This is a genomic window from Vibrio sp. Isolate33 (assembly GCF_022397895.1).
Classification (GTDB): Bacteria; Pseudomonadota; Gammaproteobacteria; order Enterobacterales; family Vibrionaceae; genus Vibrio; species Vibrio pomeroyi.
In genome coordinates this window covers 172,011-178,625 of sequence record NZ_JAKEUP010000009.1, presented here as the reverse complement: position 1 = coordinate 178,625, position 6,615 = coordinate 172,011, and the positions used below count along the sequence as shown (strand labels likewise).

Below are 6,615 nucleotides of genomic sequence, written 5' to 3'. Positions count from 1 at the left end.
AGATGAGTTTTCCCTGACGCTATAAGCGTCCTTAAGGGTTGTTCAAGACTAGAACGTTGATAGGCAGGGTGTGTAAGTGCTGYGAGGCATTGAGCTAACCTGTACTAATTGCCCGTGAGGCTTAACCATACAACACCCAAGGGGTTTTGTGGACTCAAAGASAGACCTTGAATGAGTTTGAAGAGWYACTTTTAAATACAGTTTTCCAGATTATTTTGCCTTCAGTTTTTAAAAAAAGCTGAAAGTRAAAGCAAAATTTGCTTGGCGACCATAGCATTGTGGACCCACCTGATTCCATGCCGAACTCAGAAGTGAAACACAATAGCGCCGATGGTAGTGTGGGGCTTCCCCATGTGAGAGTAGGACATCGCCAGGCTTTAAATTATGAACGACTTGTCAGCGACGACAAGTAGTCCACTGCGGAGTGGTAGTTCAGTTGGTTAGAATACCGGCCTGTCACGCCGGGGGTCGCGGGTTCGAGTCCCGTCCACTCCGCCACTTATTCAGCGACGACAAGTAGTCCACTGCGGAGTGGTAGTTCAGTTGGTTAGAATACCGGCCTGTCACGCCGGGGGTCGCGGGTTCGAGTCCCGTCCACTCCGCCACTTATTAGAAAAGCCCTGCTAGAAATAGCAGGGCTTTTTTACATTTGAGYCATTGTATATTCCCTTCAGTTGAAAGAGTTCTACTCGTGCGTGAGTCTGATGGAATACCAGACACTCCGCTACTTATTAGAAAGCCTAGTCTTACGACTAGGCTTTCGTCGTTTCTGGGTATAGATAATTTAATCTTCGACCAATTAGTTCCGGTTGTCAGAGTCCTCAGCCATAAAGCCACTTATTAAGAAGCGTCGCTAGAAAATAGCGGGGCTTTCATCATTTCTAGACTAGGATGAACTTGTCACTGAGTTCGGTTCTGGATGGGTACAGCTCACATCAAACCATTACTTACGAGGAACATTCCCTCAAATTTCCGAAGCTTGTTTGCACTTTAAGAATATACGATTACCTTTACTCTGATCGTTAGTGAAGATGCGAAAATCCAACTATTCTGTTACTTATTAGAAAAGCCACCCCTGTCAGAATGCTCGTAAGTTTTATATGCCTCCTATCTGCAAATGTCGTCGTAAGAGTATCGTAATACTTGGACTAACTATTAAGGCCATTCTGATATCGATTGAGGCTATTTAGTGTTATTTAGGAAGGGGAAGAAATGGTTGATTCAAGTTGTTTGATTGGAGTTTTGCTCGTTAGATGTGTTGGATGAAGTTTGTTTATCTGCTGTGGAGACGCATATAGGGATAGTAGTGAGTAGTCAGAGTGTGTTATTGAAGCTTTCAGAATGTTGAAGATAACCATCCACGCTCTCCAATCACTTAGTTGTGGGGTGAAAGCAGTTATTGCGTATATAGCTTTTAGGTAATTAAATTGAGTATTCGATCAATTGAACTTGTCTCCGATCTAGTCATTCCCGAGACCGATGAAGAGATGAGTATGGAGTCTCTCTAGGTTAGGCGATTATTCAAGCCTTAGCTAACGTTTGATAGTCTGTATCGGTTCAGAATATATATCGTGTTATTGATACAAAAACGCCTAGCGTTTGCTAGGCGTTGATTAATCTTAGGGAAACTATTCGCTATAGAATCTGTTTAAGTACTCTGTCTGCTTTGACGCGAGTGATCTTGCGAATTAGCTTCTGAACTTCCATCGGATAGCTGTCTACTTTATCTAACTGCTTATAAGTACAGATAAGCTGAGTGTGTTGAAGAATGTTGTCTACTTCAGCTTGGAACTTCTCAGTTAGGTGATGGTAGTGATCTTGGATAAAGATACCGTTCTCTAGATCCAGTTTCCATGCACGAGGGTTGAGGTTATTACCCGTTAGGAGCATATAACGCTTATCGACCCAGATACCCTTTAGATGGAAGCTATTGGAATCGTGTTGCCAAAGTCGAATCGATAGATTACGGCTAGCAATGTGAGCTTCATTGGCTTTAGCGAAACGGCGCAAGTTTAATTCGTATAGGTATGGTAAACCACCGATCGTTTTAAACTCTTCTTCTGGTGAGATAAAGAAATCGTTCGCTGTTTTATCACCGACAACAATACTGACCTTTACACCACGCTTAAGTGCTTTCTTCACTTCTTTAGCTAGGCTAGGTGGGAAGTTGAAGTAAGGTGTACAGATAAAGATCTCATCTTTAGCTTGAGCGACAAGTTGATTGATGCCTTGATTCAGACGGTTACGTCGTTTACCAATACCAACTAATGGCGTTACGGCTACTTGCTCTGATGAAACATCCTGACCATCGAATTGGTATTGAGATCGTGCTAGTGAAGCTCGGAACTGGCGAATCGCTGGTTTCAGTTCTTTGGTTACTGGCTTGTTCTTATCTGCCAAGTCGTAAACCGCACTGTCTGAGATCATTTGCTCGTGCACGTAGGTAAACATCGAGTCAGCAAGTGCTGCGTTGTTTAAAACATGGTAGCGATCAAAGCGATAACGGTCATGGTAATTCAGGTAGATATTGTTAAGGCTTGCACCGCTGTATATCACGCTGTCATCGACGATAAAGCCTTTTAGGTGCAATACGCCAAAGACTTCTTTACCGCGAACAGGGATGCCATAGACAGGAACAGAGTGCTGATATTTTTCAGCAAACTCTTTATACATTGCCGCGTTGCCTTCAGAGGACTCTGCGCCAATCAATCCACGTTGTGCTCTGTGCCAATCGACACATACACTAACATCTAGTTCTGGATTCTTTTGCTTTGCTTCATATAAGGCAGTTAGGATCTCACGGCCAGCCTCATCATCTTCAAGGTACAAAGCGACTAAACTAATACGAGTCGTTGCGCGAGAGATCTCATAAAGTAAGCGAGTTCGAAACTCTTGCGCTGATAGTAGTACTTCAAACTTGTCAGGATTCTGCGCTATGGTTGGCAACTGTATGAATGGATTCCTACTGGCAATCATATTGACTGTTTTACCTTAAAAATATGCAAAATTGCGAACCTTTAATTTTACCAAAGGGATAGACCCAAATACTAGATAATCGAGGCATTCTCTAACAATTTTGCTGATAATGCATAGGAATGAGATCTTTTCCGCTATTCGAATAGCGCTCGTATAAAACTCTCAAGCCATTGGGTAGCTGTTCTGGATCGATCTGTACGAAGTTATGTCGTGCGTAAAAGCTGGTGAGATGTGCGTAGGCAAAGCAGTAGTCGTTTTCTGTTAGCGTATGCTGAGCACAATAATCCATAAGCTGAGAGCCTAATTGCTTACCACGATGTTCTTTTGATATAGCCATTCCGGTAAGCAAGCGAGCATTTTCTATCGTCCGAAAACGCACGACACCGCAAAGCTCGTTATCCATGAGTAATGAGTAGATAAGCTCACTCTTATTGGCTTTCCCCGTTGGATAATGTTCCTTGTAGAAACGTTTTACTAGGGGAACTTTAACGGGGTCTAATTGGGTAATGATGACATTGTTCATTCAGTCACTGCGCCACTGGTTTATCTGCTGTAGAATGGTTGCAGTGTAAGTTAATTGAATATCGTCATGCAATTCCATCTCAATGCTAGTTTAAAAAACGCTCATACTTTTTCCATCGATCAGACATGTGATGCGTTGGTTGAAGTCACGACTATCGAAGAACTGATTACGGTTTATCAAGACCCTAAATGGTCAACTTTGCCTAAGCTAATACTGGGCAAGGGCAGTAATATGCTTTTTACTGAACACTTTGCAGGCTTGATTATTGTGAACCAGTTAGCTGGCATTACGCTAACCGAGACAGAGAGTCATCACCATCTACATGTTAATGGTGGTGAGGATTGGCCTAGCTTGGTTAAGTGGAGTGTCGATAAAGGGCTTGGCGGCTTAGAAAATCTAGCCATGATTCCAGGTTGTTCTGGCTCTGCACCTATTCAGAATATTGGTGCGTACGGCGTTGAGCTGCAAGACGTCTGTGAATACGTCGATATCCTATCTCTGGATACTTATACAGTTAAGCGATTAAGCAAAGAGGAGTGTCTCTTTGGTTACCGAGATTCCATTTTTAAACACGCGCTTTATGGCAAAGCGATTGTTGTCGCGATTGGTTTAACACTGCCGAAAGAGTGGAAGCCATGTAACCATTACGGCCCACTTAAAAGCCTGCCAGCAGAAACACTTTCCCCTAGTACGATATTCGATGAAGTATGTGCTATTCGTTCGAGCAAACTGCCAGACCCTTCGAAACAGGGCAATGCTGGAAGCTTTTTCAAAAACCCCGTGATCACTAAAGATCATTTTGATCGCCTGTCAGAGCTGTACCCAAACATCGTTGGTTACGAGAGTAACGACATGATCAAAGTTGCCGCAGGATGGCTGATTGATCAATGTCAGTTTAAAGGTGTAACTGAAGGCGGCGCTCAAGTTCACCCGAATCAAGCACTGGTTATCATCAATTATGATCAAGCTTCTGCTATCGACATCCTTAAGCTTGCCGATCGAGTTCGTCAATCTGTCCTGAACAAGTTCGATATTCAGCTGGAACACGAAGTCCGCTTTATGGGTAGAGATAGCGAGACAAACCTAGATAGAGCTTTGGAGGCATTAGTATGAGGGAACACAGTACTAAACTAGTACTACTCAAATGTCTCTCCGATGGCGAGTTTCATTCCGGAGAAGACCTAGGCGAGATGATAGGCGTATCACGAGCGGCTATCAGTAAGCACATTAAAGGGATTCAAGAGTGGGGCTTGGATATATATCGAGTGCAAGGCAAAGGCTACAAGCTAGCTAACCAGCTGGACATGCTTGACCAAGAGAAATTGTCAGCTCCGAGCCTTGACGCTTCGCTTGAGCTGATCCCAATCATTGATTCTACAAACCAGCACTTGTTAGAGCGTACGAACACTCTTGAGTCTGGTTCGGTTTGTATTGCTGAGTATCAAGCTGCTGGCCGCGGGCGTCGTGGAAGAGAGTGGGTATCGCCATTTGGTGCAAACCTTTACCTTTCAATGTACTGGAGGCTTGACGCCGGTATGGCTGCTGCAATGGGGCTAAGCCTTGTGGTTGGCGTAGCCGTTGTAGAGGCTTTGGAAGAGATGGGCGTTGAAGGCATCAAGCTTAAGTGGCCGAATGACCTATACCACAATGACAAGAAGCTCGCGGGTATCTTGGTAGAGCTCTCTGGGCAGTCGGGTGGCGCAGCTCATATTATTATTGGTTTAGGGTTGAACCTATCGATGGATCCAACGACATCAGGTATTGGTCAACCGTGGACTTCACTTAAAGAAGTGTGTGACGGGAAGGTGCCTGATCGTAACCAATTAGCACAGGCTCTGATCAATGCTTGGGATAAGTCTCTTGTGGATTATGAACTGAAAGGAATGTCCAATTTTGTAGAACGTTGGAATCGCTTAGATAATTTCTTAGGCCGCAATGTTAGGTTGATTATTGGACCTAGAGAAATTGAAGGTGTTGTTCAAGGCATCGATGAACAAGGTGCCGTGTTACTCAAAACCGAGAATGGCATCGAGAGTTATATTGGTGGCGAAATATCGCTAAGAAAAGGGGATTAAGGCGTTACTATTTTCTAAGTAACACTTCTTCAACCATATGATCTGCGCCTTTTCGCAAAATCAGATGTGCTCTTTCTCTTGTTGGAAGGATATTTTGTTCAAGGTTCAAGCCATTGATTGAACTCCAGATACCTTCCGCTTTTTCCAGTGCAGCTTGGTTCGATAGCTTAGTGTAATGACTAAAGTACGAACCGGGCTTGGTAAACGCCCCGTCGCGAAACTTCATAAAACGATTGATGTACCACTCTTTGATCTGCTGGCTGTCAGCATCCACATAGAGTGAGAAATCAAGGAAGTCTGAAATAAACACACGATGCGGTTCGTGTGGGTAGTTCATGCCACTCTGTAAGACATTAAGCCCTTCAATAATAAGCACATCGGGTAGGTCGACACACTTAACATCATCAGTAATGTTGTAAGTTAGGTGCGAGTATACCGGTGCGGTGACATTTCTTTTGCACGCTTTAACATCCGAGACAAAGTTCACTAGACGCTTGATGTCGTATGACTCAGGGAAGCCTTTCTTACTCATCAACCCTTTCTCTTCCAACACTTCATTTGGGTATAAGAAACCGTCTGTTGTGACTAACTCAACTTTTGGGTGGTTCTCCCAACGAGAGAGTAGGGCTTTAAGCAGTCGCGCAGTTGTACTTTTACCAACGGCAACACTACCTGCAATACCGATGATAAAAGGTGGCGCTTTCTCTTTCTTATCTAGGAACTCATGAAGTACCGAGTTTCTGTTTTGTCTGGCTGCCACATAAAGATTCAACAGGCGAGAAAGTGGTAGATAGATCTCCACAGCCTCTTCCATTGTGAGTTTTTCATTGATGCCTTGAAGCTCTTTTAAGTCGCTTTCAGAAAGTGTCATCGGAACTAAATTCCTTAGCTCAGACCAGCGTTCGCGGTCAAATGACATAAATGGGCTCATACAAAACTCTATAGTGGATAACAAAACAAGTGCATGGAAAATACATCAAGCGATAGATAAATAAAATATCTTCCTGTGCTAGATGCGGGTTAAAGATGGAAACCTTGAGC

The 6,615-nt window shown here is 43.7% G+C and carries 5 protein-coding genes, 2 tRNA genes and 2 rRNA genes; 6 read left to right on the top strand and 3 right to left on the bottom strand.

The window, feature by feature from the left end; genetic code table 11:
• The 4 genes from L1D37_RS14585 to L1D37_RS14570 all read left to right on the top strand — a co-directional run.
• Nucleotides 1-129 (top strand): 23S ribosomal RNA (locus L1D37_RS14585); the annotation flags it as partial.
• A gap of 131 nt (nt 130-260) precedes the next feature.
• Nucleotides 261-376, top strand: a 5S ribosomal RNA gene (rrf, locus tag L1D37_RS14580).
• Between the two features lie 45 nt (nt 377-421).
• A tRNA-Asp gene (locus tag L1D37_RS14575) sits at nt 422-498 on the top strand.
• Nucleotides 499-528: 30 nt separating this feature from the next.
• Nucleotides 529-605: transfer RNA gene (locus L1D37_RS14570), tRNA-Asp, on the top strand.
• A 1,030-nt stretch (nt 606-1,635) separates the two neighbouring features.
• On the opposite strand, the gene pssA is transcribed toward L1D37_RS14570, so the two are convergent.
• Both pssA and L1D37_RS14560 read right to left on the bottom strand, forming a co-directional pair.
• Nucleotides 1,636-2,976, bottom strand: coding sequence for a CDP-diacylglycerol--serine O-phosphatidyltransferase (gene pssA, locus L1D37_RS14565; protein ID WP_239848318.1), 1,341 nt, complete (start codon nt 2,974-2,976; stop codon nt 1,636-1,638).
• 91 nt (nt 2,977-3,067) lie between these two features.
• Nucleotides 3,068-3,499, bottom strand: a complete 432-nt coding sequence (locus tag L1D37_RS14560) for a GNAT family N-acetyltransferase (protein ID WP_239848317.1) — start codon at nt 3,497-3,499, stop codon at nt 3,068-3,070.
• Nucleotides 3,500-3,565: 66 nt separating this feature from the next.
• On the opposite strand from L1D37_RS14560, the gene murB reads away from it, so the two are divergent.
• Together murB and birA are read left to right on the top strand one after the other, a co-directional pair.
• On the top strand, nt 3,566-4,612 hold the full coding sequence (gene murB / locus L1D37_RS14555; RefSeq protein WP_239848316.1) for a UDP-N-acetylmuramate dehydrogenase: 1,047 nt from the start codon (nt 3,566-3,568) through the stop codon (nt 4,610-4,612).
• Nucleotides 4,609-5,574, top strand: coding sequence for a bifunctional biotin--[acetyl-CoA-carboxylase] ligase/biotin operon repressor BirA (birA, locus tag L1D37_RS14550; RefSeq protein ID WP_239848315.1), 966 nt, complete (start codon nt 4,609-4,611; stop codon nt 5,572-5,574). The genes murB and birA overlap by 4 nt, the downstream gene beginning before the upstream one ends.
• Nucleotides 5,575-5,581: 7 nt before the next feature.
• Here the strand turns inward: birA and coaA are convergent, their stop codons facing one another.
• Entirely contained in the window at nt 5,582-6,505 is a 924-nt protein-coding gene (gene coaA, locus L1D37_RS14545) for a type I pantothenate kinase (RefSeq protein ID WP_239848314.1), read from the bottom strand.
• Nucleotides 6,506-6,615: the final 110 nt, after the last annotated feature.